This is a genomic window from Polyangiaceae bacterium, from assembly GCA_020633205.1.
In the GTDB taxonomy this organism is placed as follows: domain Bacteria; phylum Myxococcota_A; class Polyangia; order Polyangiales; family Polyangiaceae; genus JAHBVY01.
In genome coordinates this window covers 1,168,354-1,186,706 of the sequence record JACKEB010000011.1, presented here as the reverse complement: position 1 = coordinate 1,186,706, position 18,353 = coordinate 1,168,354, and the positions used below count along the sequence as shown (strand labels likewise).

Below are 18,353 nucleotides of genomic sequence, written 5' to 3'. Positions count from 1 at the left end.
CGCGAGTTTGGTGGGCACTTCGCAGGCGAGCATTTCGGAGCGAGTCTCTCCTGGTGGGGGAATTCGACGCGCGGCATGGGCCTTGTGCCTGCTCTGGCTGCTCGGCCACGCGTTGAGCCTTGGCTGGGTCCCGGTGGATGGCGGACTGCCCAGGTGGTCGAACCCTGAAGCGCTGTTCGGACCGCGACTCGCCGTGGTCCTCCGGCTGGCCTTCATGGCCTGCATCGGTTCATTGAGCTGGCACTGGGTGCGCACTCGGCGCGCCTTGACTGGGGACGTGGGTCGGCTCTGGCGGGTAGGCGCGGCTCTCACCCTGGCGTTTCTGGTATTCCACGTCGGGCACCTGGTCTCCGTGTTCCACGTCGCGGACCCGGTGGTGGGCCAACGCTTGCCGGAGCTCAACGACCGGTTGGCGGCTTCGTTGTCATCAACGCGGTGGGGGGTGCCTTGGTTCGCGCTGGCCTACCTGATCGGCAGCATTGCCGCCGGGATATTGTCTGGCGTCGAGTTCTGGCTGGCTGCGCTGCGACACACATCCAGCGACTCCTGGCGCGCCAAGCGAACCCGACGCTTTCTCAGCATTTGCGTGGGGATACTCATCGCCGGGTCAAGCCTGCGTGGCCTGCTCTACTTCGCCACCGGCGCGCAGTTCTGGCACTAGTCGCGCCGCTGGCCCCGCAGTCATCCGCGCTCGGATCTCAAAGCGAGGGGCCATCCAAATGATGTCGGGAATGTTGCAAGCCTGACAAACTCGAACCGCTCAGTGATCACGGCCCTGAATCATCAGCCCCCGCAAGATTAAAGTCAGGTGGGCGGAGCAATCTACTCGACACGTCCGCTCGGAGTGTCAATCTGGTAGTCTCCCTCAGGTCGTCGCTCTTCCGCCCCCGTCGAGCGCGCACTTCATCCTCATGAGCTCGTCGCAGAACCGCCTGCTCGCTCGCCGTGCGTCCCGCCGCGCCCGTGGCCCCTATTCGGGCAGCCGTGCGCCACTGACGCCTGTCGCTGATACGGATCCCGCACTCCTGCCGGTGACCCCGGAGCTGCACGCGAGCAAGCAGACACTGCTCCAGGCGCCCTTCGAGGACCGCTACGCGAAGCCGCGCCTACTCGGACGCGGTGGCATGGGCGAAGTCTACCTCTTGAGAGACGGTCGCGTCGGCCGCGACGTCGCTTTCAAGCGGATTCGACGCCAGCACACCGGGCGCACCGACCTGGAGTCTCGCTTCCTCCGGGAAGCGCGGGTGCAGGGCCAGCTGGAGCATCCAAGCGTCGTCCCCGTCTACGACGTCGGCATCACGCCCGAAGGTGAAGCCTACTTCACCATGAAGCGCATCCAGGGTCTCACCCTGGCGACCATCATCAGCGGCTTGAAGAACGGCGATCACGCGATTCGTTAGTACTACAACGTGCGACGGGTGCTCGGCGCCATTAGCCGTGCCTGCCTCGCGCTCGCCTACGCGCACACTCGCGGCGTCATTCACCGAGACCTGAAGCCGGCCAACATCATGCTCGGTGACTATGGCGAGGTGTACCTGCTCGACTGGGGCGTCGCCAAGGTCACCGGAGCCAACGTCGACTCCCTGCTCGCCGATGCGATGCTGCTCGATGATGACCACGAGGACGAAGAGCTCGCCGCAGGGGACACCGGGATTGGTTCGCTACTCGGAACGCCGGGTTACATCGCTCCGGAGCAAGCCCGCGGGATGGCCTCCATCGATTTCCGCGTGGACATATACTCCATGGGAGCAATCTTGTTCGAGGTGTTGGCGCTCGAGCCGCTGCACCGCGGGCGGGAGGCTGAGGACCTACTCCAATCCACGTTCTTGGGTACGGATCTGCGCCCGAGCGTGCGCGCCAAGACCGATGACATCAGCCAAGATCTCGACGAGATCTGTCAACGCGCGTGCGCGCTGAACCCCGCTGAACGCTTCACCTCCGCTCGCGAGATGTCAGAAGCCATCGAGCGCTATCTCCACGGCGCACGCGACGACGAACAGCGCACGCAGATGTCTCAGCGCCACACCATCAATGCCCAGCTGCACCTCGCGCACGCGACCCTGGAGGATGTCCGCACGGAAAAATTGCGGGTAGAGGCCATGCGTGAGCTGGGACGTGCGCTGGCGCTCAATCCGGACAATCAAGCCGCATTCGATACCTTGATGCGCGCCCTGACCGCGGCGCCCGGCCAGTTGCCACCCGAGGCCGAAGCCGAACTGGCTCAGGCGAGCCGCCGGGACCACGCACGCGCAGCGAAGGTGCGAGGGATGGCCTACTTGACCTGGCTGCTCGCGGTGCAAGCAGGCCTGTATCTGGGGGTCAGCAACGTCAACGCGTGGCTCGCACTGAGCGCGGTGTTGGGCGTTCTAGCCATCTACAACTTCTGGATGGCCTCGAGCCGAGTGAGCCATCGGGGTCACGCCATCGCCATGATGGTGCTGGCGTTTTGCGCCGTGGGCATGGTGTCCGGATTGTTCGGCCCCTTCGTGTTGGTCCCGACGCTGGCGGTCGCTACCTCAGCGGCTTTGATCGTCAGCCTACGCGCGGAGAGCAAGCTGCGCTGGCTCATCACCGTGCTCGCCGTCGCGTCCATCCTGGTCCCCACTTTGTTGGATCACTTCGGCGTTCACGGGATCTCCAACGTCTTCGGCCAGAGCTCGACGGTGTTGCCGAGCCTCGGTCCGCTACCGCAACGGGCGAGCTTGATGCTCGTAACGGCGCTGTCGTTGGTCGTGGTGGTGTTCGCCAACGTGCTGGTCGGACGCGCTGTCGACGCCTTGGTCAAAGCAGAACGGCGGGGCTTCGCGCGCGCTTGGCGCCTGCGCCAGCTACTTCCGAAGCGTGCTCGGGATTACACGCGGCGCCACGGTCACTGAGAGCCCTCACCGCTCGATGGTCGACGCGTGGCGCACATTTCATCGAATTTCGGGGGGGAGGTGCGCTGATCGTCCGTCTAGTGACCGCCGCGGCCGGCGCACAAAGGGGCAGCCACGCTGTGGGAACGTGTTGGCCGCATTGCCCACACCCCAAGCGCCAACGTAGAGTCCGGGGAGGGTGCAAGGAAACTCCAAACGCGAAGTCGAGGCGCACACCACGCAGCTCGACACCTGTCGCGACCTCGAGCGCGAGGTGGAGGCCGCACCTGAGCCAACGCTGTCCATCGTCTTCTGTCCCGACAACAAGGCGGCGCGGCGTGAGCTGTCCCTCAGCAGCGAGCAACTCCTGATCGGACGCGAGGCGGGTCGACAAGGACTCAACCTCGCGGATCCACGCATCTCCCGTCTCCACCTGCGCATCCTCAGTGAAGCGCGCGGGTATCGCTTGGTGGATATGAACTCCTCCAACGGGACCTACGTGAACGGCCAGCGAGTCGGCTCGTATTGGCTCCAACCAGGCGACGTCGTGCGCGCTGGAAACAGCATGTTCGTGTTCGGCCTCGACGACCCAATGATGAACGTGCGGCGTCGCGCGGCGCGCGGGGCCGCCTCGGATCTGACGGTGTTGCTCGAAGGAGAGACGGGCACAGGCAAAGAGGTATTAGCCCGCTTCATTCACGAGACGAGCGCGCGGCGTGGCCGCTTCATCGCGGTGAACTGCGCGACGTTGCCTCGAGATCTGATCGCCGCCGAGCTGTTTGGGCACACGCGCGGCGCCTTCTCCGGTGCGGGAGAGGGACGACCGGGCTTGTTCGTCAGCGCAGCTAAGGGCTCGCTGTTCCTCGATGAGATCGGCGAGCTCCCCTTGGATCTGCAGCCTGCGCTCCTTCGAGCTCTGCAGGAGCGCGCCGTGCGCCCGGTGGGCTCCGACTCCGAGGTCGCAGTAGATGCCCGCATCATCGCCGCGACGAACGTCACCCTTGAGCAAGCAGTCAACCAGGGACGTTTCCGCGCAGATTTGTTCGCGCGGCTGGCGGAGCTGCCTCTCAAGCTACCGCCGCTCAGGCAGCGGCGACGCGAAATCTTGGGTCTGGCGCTCACCTTCGCACGCAACGCCGGCCGTGAACTGGAGCTATCACCAGATGCCGCAGAGGGGCTGCTGCTCTGGGATTGGCCGTACAACGTGCGAGAACTCGAGTCGCTGGTGCGGTCCTTCGTGGCCACCGAAGAAGCGGACAAGACTCTAGACGCCGCCTACCTGCACCGGACCCGACCGGCGTTGGTGAATCATCTCGCCGATCGCAAGACCACCGACTCCAACACATCGACCTCAGGCTCTGGCGCCAGCGCCATCCGCCTGGGCGCGACCCGCGAACAACTGCGGGCCGCGCTGTCGGAACACTCAGGAAATGTCTCTCACGTGGCCAAGGCGCTGGGAAAGCCCAGGGCCCAGATCTACCGCTGGCTCAAGAGCTACGGTCTGGACCCTGAGAGCTTTCGCTAGCTCAGCCGACCGCTTCCGATGAGGAGTCGGGCGCAACCTCACCGCCGACGCTCTCGAAGATCCCACTCGGACGGCGCACCATGTTGACCACTGCCGCGCGCGGTCGGAGCTTTGCCTCGACGTTCTCGAGCTGCTGCTTCAAGCGAACGACCACGTCGTACAGGGCCTGAACTTCGACTGATTCGAGCTCCTCAACGCCCTTCGTCTCCGCAAGTTGCCCCGAAGCAACGCGATCCATCTGCCGCACGACCTTCACGAAGCCAGGCAGGCGACGGCGACCACGGCGACGGCCCGGACGCATGCGGCTGCACTCCGCCTCCATGCGACGCACGGACCAGTGCTGTGCCTGAGCCGCCTCGAGCAGGCGACGCTGCTCGTCTTGGGACATCCCCATCACCGCACGGAAATGCGCGGCGCCAAGGTCTGGCCACTGGGTGAGCTCACCGAGGCGCACCGTCAGCTCGTAGAGCCCAACCGCGCGATAGAGCGTCACCGCGCTGAGTTTCAAATCCTTGCGTCCCGTAAGCGTACGGAAACTGACGTTCGCTCCGTCGCGACGCCGCCACTCTGCGATCTCACCACCGTAAAGGCGATCCACCACGAGCTTGCCGAGACGTACGCTGTCTTCGAGAGAAGCGAGATCTTCTAGGCCCCCAATCTCCTGCACGAGTTCGTCGATGGCCTTCAGTTGAGACTGGCGTTTGCTAAGTTGGTCTGACACTGCGTACCTCCGTATTTCCGCGAGCGTGCATCCCATTAAGCAAGGCTGATGCCGGAGGTGTCCGCGATCAGAAACCAATGATTCCAAGGAGTTCTGGGACAGGTGTATCACTGTACTGATACACCTGACCTAGGCCTGAATCACCCTTGAGGGAACACCGATCGCTTTTCCGCAGGCGTTCCTAAGCGAGGAAACAGGGCGCTTCTCGCCCCCGCCGTTGGAGCTTTCGCGGTTGGAGGCGGGCGAACAACCATCTCCGCCGCTGGAGCCTTCTCCCAAGGTTTAAGCACGCGAGTCGCGGCTTCCCTCTTGTCAAGCGCCACTTAGTGTCTAGGATACACTAAGACCTAGGACGTTCTAGGCCGGAGCGCTCCGCGATGGAACTCGCGGTGAAGGGAGCAACCATGTCGGACCAGGTTGGTGAATCGAGCGCAACAGCAGGGGGCGCGACTCAACCCGCTCACGTCATCCCCTCCCCTTCAACTGGCCTGCTGACCGATCTCTATCAGCTCACAATGGCGCAGGGCTACCACCATCACGGGCTGGCTGAGCAAGAGGCCGTGTTCCACCTCTTCTTTCGCTCGCTGCCCTTTCAAGGTGGATACGCCATCTCGGCTGGCCTCGAGTCGGCCCTCGAAGAGCTCACCGCCTTCCGCTTCGATACAGAAGACATCGCCTACCTACGCTCGCTGCAGGCAGCCAGTGGCAGTCCGCTGTTTACGGAGTCCTTCCTCGCGTACCTGCGGGAGCTGCGATTCACCTGCGACGTGGACGCGATGCCCGAAGGGACCGCGTGCTTTCCTCACGAGCCGCTGGTGCGCGTGAGGGGACCATTGGCTCAGGCACAGCTAGTCGAAACGATGTTGCTCAACGCGATCAACTTCCAAACGCTGGTTGCGACCAAGGCCTCGCGCATCGCAAGCGCAGCCGGAGACTCCCAGGTGCTGGAGTTTGGCCTACGGCGGGCACAAGGCCCCGATGGAGGGCTCAGCGCGAGCCGCGCCGCGTACATTGGTGGCTGCGCTGCGACATCGAACGTGCTCGCTGGTAAGCGCTTTGGCATCCCCGTGCGGGGGACCCACGCTCACAGCTGGGTGATGTGCTTCGACACAGAACTCGCAGCTTTCGAGCACTACGCCGCTGCCTTGCCCGACAACTGCATTTTCCTCGTGGATACTTACGACACCCTACAGGGCGTCGAGCATGCCATTCAGGTCGGGCTGCGGCTCAGGGAGAACGGCCACAAGATGCTCGGCATCCGTCTCGACTCGGGCGACTTGACTGCGCTCTCCATCGAAGCGCGCAAGCGCCTGGACGCCGCTGGGCTCACCGACGCCGCCATCGTGGCGAGTGACGACTTGGACGAGTATCGCCTCGCAGAGCTCAAGGCGAAGGGCGCGCAGATCGGGGTCTGGGGAGTCGGCACCCGCCTGGTGACTGCGTTCGACCAACCAGCTCTGGGTGGGGTCTACAAACTCGCAGCGCTCAGGCCTGACCCGCGCTCTGATTGGCAGTTCAAGCTCAAGCTGTCGGAAGTCCCCATCAAGACGTCCATCGCCGGCGTGCTCGACGTCGCCCGCTTCGAGCTGGACGGCCAGGTCTGCCTCGACTTGCTGTACGACGCAGGGCTAAGCGAGGCGCCCAAGAGCTCCCGCGAGCGCGTTTCCCCGTGGAGTGGTACCCGGCTCCACAGCGAACAGAGACTCGACCCGCCCGCCACTGCTACCTGGCGTTCTCTGCTCGAACCGGCGCTACGAGGCGGTCAGCGGGTCAAGGCGCCCGAACCCCTCGCCCAGATCCGCGCCCGCGCGTCGGCGGAGGTCAAGCGCCTTCCACTATCCGCGAGGCAACATTCAAACAACGCAACGCCCGTCGCGGTTGGTATGGAAGCAGAACTCCAGAGGATGAACCAACGCCTGAAGGCCGAGGCATTGAACAACCAGCGTACCCGCTGACCGCCAGAAAGGGATGACGCCATGAGGTTCTTGGAAGTTGGTGCAGCCGCACTCAATCAGACTCCTCTCGACTGGGACGGCAATCTACGCCGCATCGAGAGCGCACTCGGGCAAGCTCGAGAACGCCAAGTCGCTGTGCTCGCGCTGCCAGAGATGTGCATCACGGGCTACGGGTGTGAGGACGCTTTTCACGCGCCCTCGGTGCAGCGCCTGGCGCTCGAAGTGCTGGAGGCAATCCTACCGGCTACCCGCGGCCTGATCGTCGCCGTTGGGCTACCGTTCTGGCACCAGGACGCGGTGTACAACACCGCCTGCCTGGTAGCCGATGGTGAACCACTCGGTCTCGTCTGCAAGCGCGCCCTCGCGGGCGACGGCATCCACTACGAGCCGCGCTGGTTCAAGCCGTGGCCCGCCGGCGCACGTAGCCGCTGCAAAGTACTGGGGAGAGAGCTACCGATCGGTGACGTTCATTTCGACTTCACTCCACTGAATCCTCCCGGCAATGACCCACCAGGTGCCAACTACAGTCAAATCGAGTCGGTGCAGATCGGCTTCGAGATCTGTGAGGACGCTTGGGTGACGCAGCGCCCTGGCCGTGAACTGTCCCTCGCCGGGGTGGACATCGTGCTCAACACCAGCGCGAGCCACTTTGCATTCGGGAAACACCAGACCCGTGAGCGCCTGGTGCTCGAAGGCTCGCGCGCGCTGGGCGTGAACTACGTCTACTCCAACCTGATGGGCAACGAATCGGGCCGCGTGATCTACGATGGCGGCGTGTTGATCGCGTCCTCGGGGCGCCTCGTGGCGCGTGGACCGCGCTTCAGCTTGCAAGAGGTTGCGCTGACTCATGCGCTGGTAGACATCGACCTGAGTCGCGTGCACCGCGCGAAGGTCGCGAGCTACGCTCCCGGCGTCGCAGCCGAAGGACGCGTTCACTGCGAGTTCCGTCCTCCTCTCAGCGCTCCTCGCCCCCAACCTACACCACAGCCAGACTGGGAGCATGACGCAGAGAACCTGAAGTCCGAAGAGTTTAGCCGTGCGGTAACGCTTGGGCTCTTTGACTACATGCGCAAGAGCCGCTCGAAGGGCTTCGTGGTGTCCCTGAGCGGCGGCGCCGATTCGACGGCCGTAGCGGCGCTCTGCAGGATGAGCCTGGACCGAGCTACACAAGAGCTGGGTGCGCCCGAACTCGAGCAGCGGCTAGACTACTGGCCGGAGCTCTTCGATCACGGCGTACCGCGGCCAGAGGCGTGGCTCACCACGGTCTACCAAGCCACGAAGAACAGCTCCGATACCACGCGCGACGCAGCAGCCAGCGTTGCCGCAGCACTCCAGGCGACTCACCACTTCCTCGACATCGAGAGCCTGGCCAGGGGCTATGTGGAGCTGATCGAGGGAGCCATGGATCAGCTGCTCGACTGGCAGCACCACGACATTCCTCTTCAGAATATCCAAGCCCGCGCGCGGGCACCTGGCGTGTGGCTGATCGCGAATCTACGCCGCGCGCTACTGCTCTCCACGAGCAACCGCTCCGAGGCAGCTGTCGGCTATGCCACCATGGACGGCGACACCGCCGGCGGGCTGTCACCCATCGCGGGCATCGACAAGGCGTACCTGCTCGCTTGGCTGCGCTGGCTGGAGACGCGCGGACCAGCGGGCTACGGACCTCAGCCCTGCGTTTCCGTGGTGAACCGGCTGAAGCCCACGGCGGAACTGCGCCCCGAGGCAGCCGCACAGACGGACGAAACCGACCTGATGCCCTACCCCGTGCTGGACTACATCGAGCGCGCTGCGATCCGCGACGCCCGCAGCCCCGCGGATATCTACGGGCTCTTGGCGGTGCACTTCCCACAGTATTCCCGACCAGAGCACCTGATCTGGCTCGAGCGCTTCTTCAGGCTGTGGAGTCAGAACCAGTGGAAGCGCGAACGCTACGCGCCGAGCTTTCATCTCGACGACGAGAACCTCGACCCGAAGACATGGTGCCGTTTCCCGATCCTGAGCGGGAGCTACGCTCGTGAGCTGCGTGAGCTACGTGCTGCAGCGGAAGCAGAGGCGACATGAGCTACACCTACGAATACCCTCGCCCAGCGCTGACCGTCGACTGCGTCGTCTTCGGCCTCGACGAGGACGACCTGAAGGTGCTCTTGGTGCAACGCGCAGGCGAGCCCTTCAGAGGCAGTTGGGCGTTGCCGGGAGGATTCGTCGACATGGAAGAGACGACGGATCAAGCCGCGCTCCGCGAGCTGGAAGAAGAGACCGGCGTTCGCGATGTGTACCTCGAGCAGCTCTATACCTTCAGCGGCGTGGACCGGGACCCACGGGAGCGCGTCGTTAGCGTGGCATACTACGCCCTCGTCAAGTTGAGCGAGCACGCGGTCCGCGCGGCGACGGACGCCAGCGACGCCGCCTGGTTCAGCGTCGAGGAGGCGACGAAGCTAGCGTTCGACCACGACGAGATCGTAGCAACGGCGCGAGAGCGCCTCCGTGGCAAGGTGCGCTACCAGCCCATCGGCTTCGAGCTCTTGCCGGAGAAGTTCACACTGACTCAGCTGCAGCGCCTCTACGAAATCGTACTCGACACGGAGCTCGACAAGCGCAACTTCCGCAAGAAGATCCTGGCAATGGACCTCTTGCGCTCCCTCGATGAAGTCGAAAAAGGCGTCGCCCACCGGGCCGCGCGGCTCTACCGCTTCGACCAGCGACGCTACAAGCAACTGGTGAAGCGCGGCTTCAACTTCGAGCTCTAGACCCTCGCACTACTTTCCCTGCGGCATTATGTGTCGCCAACCAAGAAGGAGCCACCATGCAAGCGCTTCTACTCATCGACCTCCAGAACGACTTCATGCCCACCGGTTCGCTGCCAGTAGCTGCTGGGGACAGCGTGGTGCCCGTCGCTAATCGCATCATCGACGCGCTTCGCGGCAGCGCCATCATCGTCGCTACCCAGGACTGGCACCCAGCGAATCACGGAAGCTTTGCTTCACAGCACGCTGGCAAGTCTCCGGGGGAGCTGGTGAAACTAGGCGGCGTCGATCAAGTGCTCTGGCCTGACCACTGCGTGCAGCTGAGTCACGGCGCGCAACTCCACACTCAGCTCGATAAACGCAGCATTCAGAAGCTCTTCTACAAGGGCACCGACGTCGGCATCGACTCCTACAGCGCGTTCTTCGACAACGGACACCAACGCGCGACGGGCCTCGGCGAATGGCTGCGTCAACGGGGCGTACGCGAAATCGTCACCCTAGGCTTGGCCACAGACTTCTGTGTGAAGTTCAGCGTCCTCGACGCGCTGGAGCTCGAGTTCGGCGTGACCCTGGTCAGCGATGGCTGCCGTGGCGTCAACCTGGAGGCCGGGGACAGCGAGCGCGCCATCACGGAAATGGCAGAGCGCGGCGCTCGAGTGGTCGAGTCGTCCGCGTTGCTCAAAGCGTAGCCTCAAATAAGTCCACCCCCGGACCTCGAAGCCGAATTGCTGCGAGATCCGGGGGCAGTTGCTGGGCACGATCAATCAGGACTTGTGGGCTTTGCCACCGGTCGCATCGCATAGACCAAGCGACGCCACCCACAGGACCTTTCTCCGCGCGGTAGCACCTCAGAGGCAGCACCTCAGAGGCAGCACCGCACGCAGAACCTACTTATGCTGCGCGAGCCAGGTCTCCAGCTCGGCGGCTCCACCGACGTACTCGCCGTCGATGAAGATCTGAGGAGTGGTGGTCTTTCCGCTCACCGCCTTCAGACGCCGCGGGTTCGCCGAGACCTCATCGAACTCGATGCCGCGGCTCTCCAGCATCGACTTTGCCTGATCACAGAAGCTGCAGCCCGGCCGTGAGATCATCAGCACGTCGTGGGGGAGCTCCACCTTCTCGTCGAGGTAGCGCAGCATCGTCTCGGCGTCGGACACCTCGAAGGGGTCGCCATCCCTCTCCGGCTCCACGAACTGCTTCACGATCACGCCATCCTTGACGAGCATCGAGTAGCGCCAAGAGCGCTGCCCAAAGCCTAGGTTGCGCTTGTCCACCAGCAGCCCAAGGCCCTGAGTAAACTCGCCGTTGCCGTCGGGAATGAAACGGACATTGTGCGCCTGCTGGTCTACCTGCCACGCTTGCATGACGAAGCCATCGTTCACTGACATGCAGACGATTTCATCGACGCCCTTGGCCTTGAACACCGGCGCCAGCTCGTTGTAGCGCGGCACGTGGTTGCTGGAACACGTGGGGGTGAAGGCACCCGGCAGGGAAAAGACGACCACGGTCTTTCCTGCGAAGATCTCCTGTGTGGTCACATCTTTCCACGCGGAACCTTCACGGGTACGAAAGGTGACTTCGGGTACTTTCTGTCCTTCGCTGTTCTTCATTTCGGATTGTCTTTCTAGCGCCGATGAGGGCGCCTCTTGAGTTGGCCGGCCGCCGTACCCTTCGGTCGGCGCGCCGGATTGGGGTTGGGCACCAAGTGGTGCGTTTCGGGAATGTTTGGGGGACGTCAGGCGCAGCGGCGACGAAGACCAGCACGGTCTTCGAGTTGCTTGGCTGCGTCTCTCAGTGCGGTGCGGAGCCCCTCTTCGATGACGGGGTGATAGAAGGGCATGCAAAGTAGATCGATGACCGTTTGCTGCTGTTGATGAGCCCAACTGAGCAGGTGGGCGATGTGTTCCGCGCGTGGGCCGATCATCTCGGCCCCCAGGAGGCGGCCGTCTCGCGCGTCGGCGTAGAGCCTCAAGCGCCCCTGGTTCACCAGCATCACTCGGCTTCGACCTTGGTCCTCGAAGCTCACCTCGCCGACGATCACGCGGTTCTCTTCGCGAGCCGCCTCGAGGTCTTTCCATGAGGATCCGATGATCGCGATCTGGGGGTCGCTGAACACCACGCTGAGAGCGCTGCGCCGTTGCGGAGCGAGCTCCGGGCGCACATCGGAGAGCGCTCCGTAGGTACAGTTGGGAAAGCGGGCGGCGTTGGCGCCGGCTATGCGGCCTTCGTCCGAGGCCTCGTGCAGCAAGGGGCGCACGTTGTTCACATCCCCCGCCAGGAAGATGCGGCTCTCCAGTACCTGCAGCGTGCGCGGGTCGAACAACGGCACACCGCGCGCGTCGCGGCTGACACCAGTGCGCTCCAAGCCGAGGCGGTCCAAGTTCGGTCGCCGTCCGGTGGCTGTCAAGACGTAGTCAAAACGCTCGGTGCGACGCTCGCCCGCCCAATCGAAGTCGATTTCGACCTGATCGAGGACTCGCCTCAGCGAGTGCACCTTCGAGTCCGTGTCGAGGGGGAACTCCTGAGAAAAGATCCGCGTCGCTTCCTCGCGGATTTTTGGATCGGTCACGGGCCCTATCAGCCCGCCTACGCCGAACATGCGCACCCTGACCCCGAGGCGACTCAAAGCTTGCCCGAGTTCCAAGCCGATCACGCCCGGTCCGAACACGGCGACCGACTTGGGCAGATCTTCCCACTCGAACACATCATCGTTCACGACCAGTCGATCGCCCAGGCCCTCGAACATGGGCAGCACCACCGGCGTCGAACCAGTTGCGATGACCACCGCTCGCGCCTCCACTCGAGCATGCAGCCGCGACTCCGAGTCGCTCACCTGCAGGGTGCGCTGGTTCTCGAAGCGTGCAAAGCCACGCAAGCGGTCCGCTTCCGGAATCGCCAGGGAGTCACGCACCACGAAGCTCACGAAGCGATCGCGCTCCCGGCGCACGCGCTCCATCACCCTTCGGCCATCCACCTCGACTCGCCCCACGGAAACACCGAAGGCCTCTGCGCGGCCGGCATGGTGCGCGGCCTCTGCTGCGGCAATCAGTAGCTTGCTCGGCATGCACCCGACACGCGCGCAGGTCGTCCCGTACGGACCTCCCTCGATCAGCACCACCTTGGCGCCTTCGGCCTTCGCCGCGCGGTAGGCAGCGAGTCCAGCGGTCCCTGCTCCAATCACCGCGACATCAACGCTCAGGTTCGTTTGGCTCACGAGTCGCATCTATAGCGAACGGCGTGCCAACCCATGCACCGCGTTATCCCCTAATTTCAGCGAGATACACACGAAACAACCGATATTTCGTTGCACGCCAACAACTATATATCGTTGTCACAACGAATTGTCGGTGCTACGAAAGCTGTTCACATGGTCGCTCCAGTCGAAGATCTCCGTCAGCTTGCCGCACTCGCGGTTCGCCCCGAGGCCTTTCAGGACCTGCTCGAGGGGGTGCTCGGATCGCTAGCGAGTGTCATCCCGTACGACCTCGCCGTCATGTACGCTCTGCAAGGCGACGAGCTCGTCGTACGGGCCGCCGACGGGCCGCTTGCCACCGCTGAGGTGCGACATCACTCGCTCACCCTGAAGCGTTTCCCCACGATACGTCGAGCGCTAAATACGCGCAGGGCGATCGCCCTCACGGAAGACCACCACGCTGGCGACGAAGGCGACCCCTACGACGGGGTGTTGGACTTGCCCCATGGTCACAGCTGCATGGTGATCCCGCTCTACTCCCGGGAGAAGAGCCTTGGCTTGATCACCTTGGACCGCCGCGAGTGCGTGCCCTACTCGAAAGAGAGCGCAGCGCTTGCGGACGTCTACGGGCAACTGGTGAGCCTGGCCATGATGTTCGCGGAGCAGGCCAGTCTGCTTGCCCGCTACCGCGCTCAGCTCGAGCAGCAAAATCGCTTGTTGGTCGAGGAAGCGGGCGGAGCCAGCGTGGCGTGTCGACGCATCGAGACCTCGCGCTCCGGCGCGATGCGGCACCTGTCCACTCTGGCCCAACAGGTTGCAGCGTCGGACCTCCCCGTCTTAATCCGCGGAGAAACGGGGAGCGGCAAGGAGGTGCTCGCAAACGCAGTCCACGGTTGGAGCCCCCGCGTCGACAGCCCGTTCGTAAAAGTGAACTGCGCAGCGATCCCCGAAAACCTGGTGGAGAGTGAGCTGTTCGGCCACGTAAAGGGCGCGTTCTCCGGGGCGGTCAAGGAGCGCCCTGGGCGCTTCGTGACCGCGAACGGCGGCACACTGCTGCTGGACGAAATCGGGGATATGCCCCTGGCGGCGCAAGCCAAGCTGCTGCGCGTGCTCCAGGAGGGCAGCTTCGAACCTCTCGGCTCCGACCGGACGGTTCGGGTCGACGTGCGAGTGATCGCTGCGAGCCACGTTGACCTGGAGCGCGCGATACGTGACGGACGCTTCCGCGAGGATTTATACTACCGCCTCGCGGCCTTTCCCCTGGACATCCCTCCCCTGCGCGAGCGCCGGGAGGATGTGGTGATTCTGGCGGAGGACATCCTCGAGCAGCTGAAGGGCCGACAAGGTCGAGGTCCCTGGCAGCTCAGCCGAGCCGCGAAGCAAGAGCTCGAGTCTCGACCCTGGCCAGGTAATGTGCGGGAGCTCGCCAATGCCCTCGAGCGCGCCACAATCGTTCAACCGATGGGTGTGCTCGAACCAGTCCACCTTGGCCCTGCGCTCGGCGCGAGCGCGAAAGCACTCCTGCCCGCGAATTCTGCAGTCACCCAGGGAGCTGCCGCGAAGCCTGCGCGAGTCATGACTTTCGAAGAGAACGAACGCGCCCATTTGGAGCGTGCGCTCAGCGTGACCCAGGGCAAGATCTACGGACCGGACGGAGCCGCCAAGCTGCTCGGTCTGAAGCCGACCACGCTCCAGAGCAAACTCAAGAAGCACGGGATCCAGAAGGGAGCGTAGCAGGGTCTTGAAAAACACCCTGCCAATCAACAAGGCGGCTCGTGATGAGTGAAGAGGCGACCAAAGGTCAACCGAGCATCTGGTGGTTCGCATTCGGCTACTTCGCTTGTTATGTGCCGTACAGCGCGCTGACCAAGGCCATTAGCTCCGGACTACTGCCCGGGATGACACAGGGCGTACCCGGCTTCGAGCTGTTGCCGATCACGACGCTGGCTTCGATGTTCGGCATGCTCACGTTCCTCTGGTTGAGCGGCTGGTGGCGCAGCGCTTCCCGGCGGAAATTATTCGGACTATCGCTGCCGCTCCCGGGCACCTGGACCTTCCTTAGCGGTCTGTGCACTGCAGCCATCATCGGGACCACGACGTTGGCGTATACGTTCGAGGGCGCGAGCATCGTCTTCATGATGCTCTTGATGCGCGGTGGGGTGCTGGTCATCGCGCCGATTGTCGACACCTTGAGTAAGCGCCACGTGCGTTGGTTCTCATGGATTGCCCTCGGCCTCAGCCTGGCGGCGCTGCTCACAGCGTTGCTTGGCGAGGGGCAGCTCGGCCTCACGTTGGTCGCTGCCGTCGACGTGCTGATCTACTTGGCGTCCTACTTCGTGCGGCTTCGCTTCATGAGCCGTCTCGCAAAGAGCTCCGACGCAAGCGCTACCAAGCGTTACTTTGTCGAAGAGCAGATGACCGCGGCGCCGGCCATCGTGGTGATTCTCGCAACGCTGGCGCTACTTGCCAGCTTTTTTCCTCATGCAATCCAGCTCCAGCAAATTCGTGCCGGATTCACCAGCTTCTTCGAGCGTGGGTTGCTTGGCTACGCGCTGGTGATCGGCTTCTTGAGTCAGGGCACAGGGATCTTTGGTGGGTTGATCTTGCTGGATGGGCGGGAAAATAGCTTCTGTGTGCCGGTGAACCGCGCTTCTTCTGTGCTCGCCGGGCTCCTGGCTTCGGTCGGACTCTACTTGTGGCTCGGGGAGCGGTTTCCGTCACCTCAAGAGCTGTTCGGTGCGCTGCTCGTGATTAGCGCCATTCTGTTCCTCAGCATCCCGCCGTTGCTGGAGAAGCGCCGCAAGGCCACCTGAGGGCGGTACGGCAGCTTGAAATTCCTCGGCGCTGGCGTTTGATTCCGCGCGGCATGAACGCGAGCTTTCGTCACACTTCTCCGAGGTTAACCCGAGGGCGCCTTCCCGTTAGACTGGAGGCATGAAGACTCGGCTGCGTGGCCTTTCGCTGGGGTTTGGAGTGCTGTGTTCCGTGGTGGCGGTGACTGGCTGCGGCAGCGATGACTCGGGAGGCGGAGGAGCGACTGGGGGCACCGGTGGTTCGGCTGCGAGCGGTGGCTCGGGCGGTTCTGCTGCGAGCGGCGGCTCTGCTAGCGGAGGGTCTGGGGCCAGCGGTGGTTCTGCTGCAGGAGGGTCTGGGGCCAGTGGTGGCTCAGGGGCGAACGGCGGTTCCGCGGGGCAAGGTGGTTCCAGCGGCAGCGGCGGAGCTGGCGGCAATGCCGGCTCGAGCGGGAGCGGGGGGTCCGGGGGCGCCTCACCCCCCGATCCAACTTGTGATGAGCCCCGGCCGACTGATACGGCGAACGCCAACCGCGTCGTGGGGACCGGCACCCCTGCGAGCTGCACCGAGGCAGCCCTGCGCACCGAGATTGCTGCTGGCGGCATCATCGAGTTTGACTGCGGCAGCGCTCCTCACACCATCACGCTCACGCAGACGCTGCAGGTAACGAGCAACGTGGTGCTGAACGGGGGTAACACCATCACGCTGAGCGGCGGCGGCAACGTGCGCATCATGAGCCTCGACACCGGAAACTTCGAGGCTACATCACCCACGCTGGAGGTGCAGAACCTGACCTTCCGCGACGGGCGTTCGAGCGGCACCGCGATTCCTCTCGGAACCGATACGGACGGCGGCGGCGGCGCTATCTATCACCTGGGCGGCAACGTCCACGTGTTCAACTGCCAGTTCTACGACAACCAGTGCCCGGTGGACGGCCCGGATGTGGCGGGCGGCGCCATCTACGGCATCGGCGCTGGGGAGACGCTGGTCGTCGGCTCGGTATTTCAAGGCAATCGCTGCAGCAACGGCGGCGCCATCGGCGGCCTCGGCACTTCAATCGAAGTCTTGAACAGCAGGATTCAGGACAACGTCGCCACCGGGCAAGGCGCCAACTCCGTCGAGAATGGCCAGCAAGTGGGGCGCGGCGGCAACGGCGGTGGGATCTGCATGGACGGTCGAGGTCGCACGCTGCATGTGTGCGGCACCGTCATCAAAGGCAACGAAGGTGGGGCGTTCGGAGGTGCGGTGTTCCGCACCAGCTACCAATCGGAGCGGAGCGACTTCGAGTTCGTCACTGTTGATGGCAACTCCATCCGCGATATCCCCAATGAGCCGAACGGCGCGGGCGGGCTCTACCTCCAGGGGACGTTCGTCACCATCGACTCGTCGACCATCAGCCGCAACGTCGCGAACTACGCCGTCGGCGTCTGGGTAAACGAGCACGGCGCGCAGGCACCCGGCCGCCTGACAATGACCAACAGCACCGTCTTCGGCAACCGAGTCTACGAGCGCAGCGACTTCACCATGATGGGCCTTGCCGCAGGGATCAATATTGGCAGCGGCGCCGATGGAACGCTGACCAACTGCACCATCGTGGGCAACATCGCACAGTTTGCGTCGGGCATTGGGCGCGCTTCGCCGCTCACCATCCTCAACACGGTGATCCACAACGAAGCCCGCAACCAGTACACGCCCCTCAACTGTACGGGGTCGAGCTACGCCTCACCCCCGGGCTCGGGCAGCCACAATATTCAGTGGCCAAACGGACCGAAGGACGACATGGACTGCGTCAGTGGGATAACTCGAGCTGACCCGATGATTGGCATGCTCGGTGACAACGGAGGCCCCACGGAAACGGCACTGCCTCAAGCTGGGAGCCCGCTGCTCACCAAGTCAGGAACCGGCTGCCCAACGGTAGACCAGCGGGGTGAGCCGCGGAGCGAGCCGTGCACATTGGGCGCCGTGGAAATGCCTTGACCTAGGCTCTGAGAAATCGCGCAGCGTGCGAATCGACACTGAGGAATTCGGAGCATACCGGGAATGCCTCGCGTGAAAGCGGCGTAGTACGCCGAGCGCGGCTTTTGTCGCGCCGGTTGGCATTGCAAAACTCTGCGAAAGCGTCCGGCTTGAAGTCGATCAATTCCCGTGCGAAGACCCCGCGCGTGACGGTTCAGCAATCCGCGCGAATTACGGCGTTGCTCCAAAGGCTCGCGACAACCGCCGCGCTCCTGGGAGCGTGTGCTGCGATTCAGGCGTGCGGCGGCGCGGCGCTGCACAGCGCACCACCAAGCCATGATGAGCCCGTACCCGCGAGCGAACAGCGCGCCGAGCTGAAGCTCGAGCTCGAGCTCGAGCAACGCGCGGGATGTGAAGAGGACTTCGACCTCGCGCTCTACCAGGACCCTGGCGTCGAGCTGATCGAGTGGAAGGAACCGTTTGGCGTGTGCAAAGCGCGCCAGGTAACGATTCGTTATCTGCCGAAGCGCACCAGTAGGGACGCCCTGCTCGGTCGTATCAAAGAGCTCGCGCAGGAAGTGAAGCAGCGCTAGTCGGGCGCTCACCAG

15 protein-coding genes are annotated in these 18,353 nt (G+C 63.9%); 12 read left to right on the top strand and 3 right to left on the bottom strand.

The window, feature by feature from the left end:
• The first annotated feature begins 10 nt into the window (after positions 1 to 10).
• The 4 genes from H6718_11700 to H6718_11685 all read left to right on the top strand — a co-directional run bounded on the left by H6718_11700 (position 11) and on the right by H6718_11685 (position 4,380).
• Positions 11 to 661: a hypothetical protein gene (locus tag H6718_11700; protein MCB9586055.1), complete on the top strand. Its 651-nt coding sequence runs from the start codon at positions 11 to 13 to the stop codon at positions 659 to 661.
• 250 nt (positions 662 to 911) lie between these two features.
• Positions 912 to 1,400 (top strand): hypothetical protein, encoded by a 489-nt coding sequence (locus tag H6718_11695; protein MCB9586054.1) that lies wholly within the window; start codon positions 912 to 914, stop codon positions 1,398 to 1,400.
• 9 nt (positions 1,401 to 1,409) lie between these two features.
• The gene (locus tag H6718_11690; GenBank protein MCB9586053.1) at positions 1,410 to 2,876 is read left to right on the top strand and encodes a protein kinase; all 1,467 of its coding nucleotides are present in this window, start codon (positions 1,410 to 1,412) and stop codon (positions 2,874 to 2,876) included.
• Between the two features lie 178 nt (positions 2,877 to 3,054).
• Positions 3,055 to 4,380 carry a sigma 54-interacting transcriptional regulator gene (locus H6718_11685; protein ID MCB9586052.1) on the top strand — a complete coding sequence of 442 codons (1,326 nt, stop codon included), beginning with the start codon at positions 3,055 to 3,057 and terminating at the stop codon, positions 4,378 to 4,380.
• 1 nt (position 4,381) lies between these two features.
• Here H6718_11685 and H6718_11680 read toward each other — a convergent pair whose 3' ends face one another.
• Positions 4,382 to 5,101, bottom strand: a complete 720-nt coding sequence (locus H6718_11680; protein ID MCB9586051.1) for a hypothetical protein — start codon at positions 5,099 to 5,101, stop codon at positions 4,382 to 4,384.
• A 404-nt stretch (positions 5,102 to 5,505) separates the two neighbouring features.
• Between H6718_11680 and H6718_11675 the strand changes: the two genes are divergently transcribed.
• Genes H6718_11675 through pncA form a run of 4 tightly spaced genes read left to right on the top strand, consistent with a single transcriptional unit; the run spans position 5,506 to position 10,492 of the window.
• Complete coding sequence (locus tag H6718_11675; GenBank protein MCB9586050.1) at positions 5,506 to 7,056, top strand: nicotinate phosphoribosyltransferase; 1,551 nt, start codon at positions 5,506 to 5,508, stop codon at positions 7,054 to 7,056.
• Positions 7,057 to 7,077: 21 nt separating this feature from the next.
• A complete protein-coding gene (gene nadE / locus H6718_11670; GenBank protein ID MCB9586049.1) occupies positions 7,078 to 9,120 on the top strand; it encodes an NAD(+) synthase in 2,043 nt (680 codons plus the stop codon).
• Positions 9,117 to 9,806 carry an NUDIX hydrolase gene (locus H6718_11665; GenBank protein MCB9586048.1) on the top strand — a complete coding sequence of 230 codons (690 nt, stop codon included), beginning with the start codon at positions 9,117 to 9,119 and terminating at the stop codon, positions 9,804 to 9,806. The genes nadE and H6718_11665 overlap by 4 nt, the downstream gene beginning before the upstream one ends.
• 56 nt (positions 9,807 to 9,862) lie before the next feature.
• The gene (gene pncA, locus H6718_11660; protein ID MCB9586047.1) at positions 9,863 to 10,492 is read left to right on the top strand and encodes a bifunctional nicotinamidase/pyrazinamidase; all 630 of its coding nucleotides are present in this window, start codon (positions 9,863 to 9,865) and stop codon (positions 10,490 to 10,492) included.
• A gap of 198 nt (positions 10,493 to 10,690) precedes the next feature.
• Here the strand turns inward: pncA and H6718_11655 are convergent, their stop codons facing one another.
• Positions 10,691 to 11,413 (bottom strand): glutathione peroxidase, encoded by a 723-nt coding sequence (locus H6718_11655; protein MCB9586046.1) that lies wholly within the window; start codon positions 11,411 to 11,413, stop codon positions 10,691 to 10,693.
• A 125-nt stretch (positions 11,414 to 11,538) separates the two neighbouring features.
• Entirely contained in the window at positions 11,539 to 13,026 is a 1,488-nt protein-coding gene (locus tag H6718_11650; GenBank protein ID MCB9586045.1) for a dihydrolipoyl dehydrogenase, read from the bottom strand.
• Between the two features lie 144 nt (positions 13,027 to 13,170).
• Between H6718_11650 and H6718_11645 the strand changes: the two genes are divergently transcribed.
• From H6718_11645 to H6718_11630, 4 genes are all read left to right on the top strand, one after another.
• Complete coding sequence (locus H6718_11645; protein ID MCB9586044.1) at positions 13,171 to 14,730, top strand: sigma 54-interacting transcriptional regulator; 1,560 nt, start codon at positions 13,171 to 13,173, stop codon at positions 14,728 to 14,730.
• Positions 14,731 to 14,774: 44 nt separating this feature from the next.
• The gene (locus H6718_11640; protein MCB9586043.1) at positions 14,775 to 15,809 is read left to right on the top strand and encodes a hypothetical protein; all 1,035 of its coding nucleotides are present in this window, start codon (positions 14,775 to 14,777) and stop codon (positions 15,807 to 15,809) included.
• Positions 15,810 to 15,930: 121 nt separating this feature from the next.
• The gene (locus H6718_11635) at positions 15,931 to 17,766 is read left to right on the top strand and encodes a hypothetical protein (protein ID MCB9586042.1); all 1,836 of its coding nucleotides are present in this window, start codon (positions 15,931 to 15,933) and stop codon (positions 17,764 to 17,766) included.
• A 149-nt stretch (positions 17,767 to 17,915) separates the two neighbouring features.
• Positions 17,916 to 18,338, top strand: a complete 423-nt coding sequence (locus tag H6718_11630; GenBank protein ID MCB9586041.1) for a hypothetical protein — start codon at positions 17,916 to 17,918, stop codon at positions 18,336 to 18,338.
• The last annotated feature ends 15 nt before the right edge of the window (positions 18,339 to 18,353 follow it).

Coding starts and splice junctions, on each gene's coding strand:
- nadE (MCB9586049.1), top strand. CDS start 7,078: ATGAGGTTCTTGGAAGTTGGTGCAGCCGCACTCAATCAGACTCCTCTC.
- H6718_11675 (MCB9586050.1), top strand. CDS start 5,506: ATGTCGGACCAGGTTGGTGAATCGAGCGCAACAGCAGGGGGCGCGACT.
- H6718_11645 (MCB9586044.1), top strand. CDS start 13,171: ATGGTCGCTCCAGTCGAAGATCTCCGTCAGCTTGCCGCACTCGCGGTT.
- pncA (MCB9586047.1), top strand. CDS start 9,863: ATGCAAGCGCTTCTACTCATCGACCTCCAGAACGACTTCATGCCCACC.
- H6718_11695 (MCB9586054.1), top strand. CDS start 912: ATGAGCTCGTCGCAGAACCGCCTGCTCGCTCGCCGTGCGTCCCGCCGC.
- H6718_11655 (MCB9586046.1), bottom strand. CDS start 11,413: ATGAAGAACAGCGAAGGACAGAAAGTACCCGAAGTCACCTTTCGTACC.
- H6718_11635 (MCB9586042.1), top strand. CDS start 15,931: ATGAAGACTCGGCTGCGTGGCCTTTCGCTGGGGTTTGGAGTGCTGTGT.
- H6718_11665 (MCB9586048.1), top strand. CDS start 9,117: ATGAGCTACACCTACGAATACCCTCGCCCAGCGCTGACCGTCGACTGC.
- H6718_11650 (MCB9586045.1), bottom strand. CDS start 13,026: ATGCGACTCGTGAGCCAAACGAACCTGAGCGTTGATGTCGCGGTGATT.
- H6718_11640 (MCB9586043.1), top strand. CDS start 14,775: ATGAGTGAAGAGGCGACCAAAGGTCAACCGAGCATCTGGTGGTTCGCA.